The following is a 298-nucleotide window of genomic DNA, read 5'->3' as shown; positions in this document are numbered from 1 at the left end:
GGGCGTCATCAAGATGGTCATGGCCCTACGCCACGGCCGGCTCCCCAAGACCCTGCACGTCGACGCGCCGTCGTCGCACGTCGACTGGGAATCAGGGGCCGTCAGCCTGCTCACCGAGACCACCGAATGGCCCGAGACCGAGCGGCCGCGCCGAGCCGGCGTCTCCTCCTTCGGCATCTCCGGTACCAACGCCCATCTGATTCTCGAAGCACCGGCGGAACCAAGCCCGGCCGAGCAGGAAAACCAGGAAAGCGAAGAGACCGAAGCCGCCGCGCCTTCTGTCTTCGCGTGGCCGGTC

General features: G+C 67.8%; 1 protein-coding gene. It reads left to right on the top strand.

Translation table 11 applies throughout. From position 1 onward, the window contains the following. On the top strand, positions 1 to 298 hold a 298-nt coding region (locus tag VT52_RS35025; protein ID WP_276208008.1), incomplete at both ends, for a ketoacyl-synthetase C-terminal extension domain-containing protein.

The organism is Streptomyces malaysiense (assembly GCF_000980885.2).
In the GTDB taxonomy this organism is placed as follows: Bacteria; Actinomycetota; Actinomycetes; order Streptomycetales; family Streptomycetaceae; genus Streptomyces; species Streptomyces malaysiense.
The sequence above is the reverse complement of the archived record's forward strand: the minus strand, read 5'-3'. Positions and strand labels throughout refer to the sequence as shown.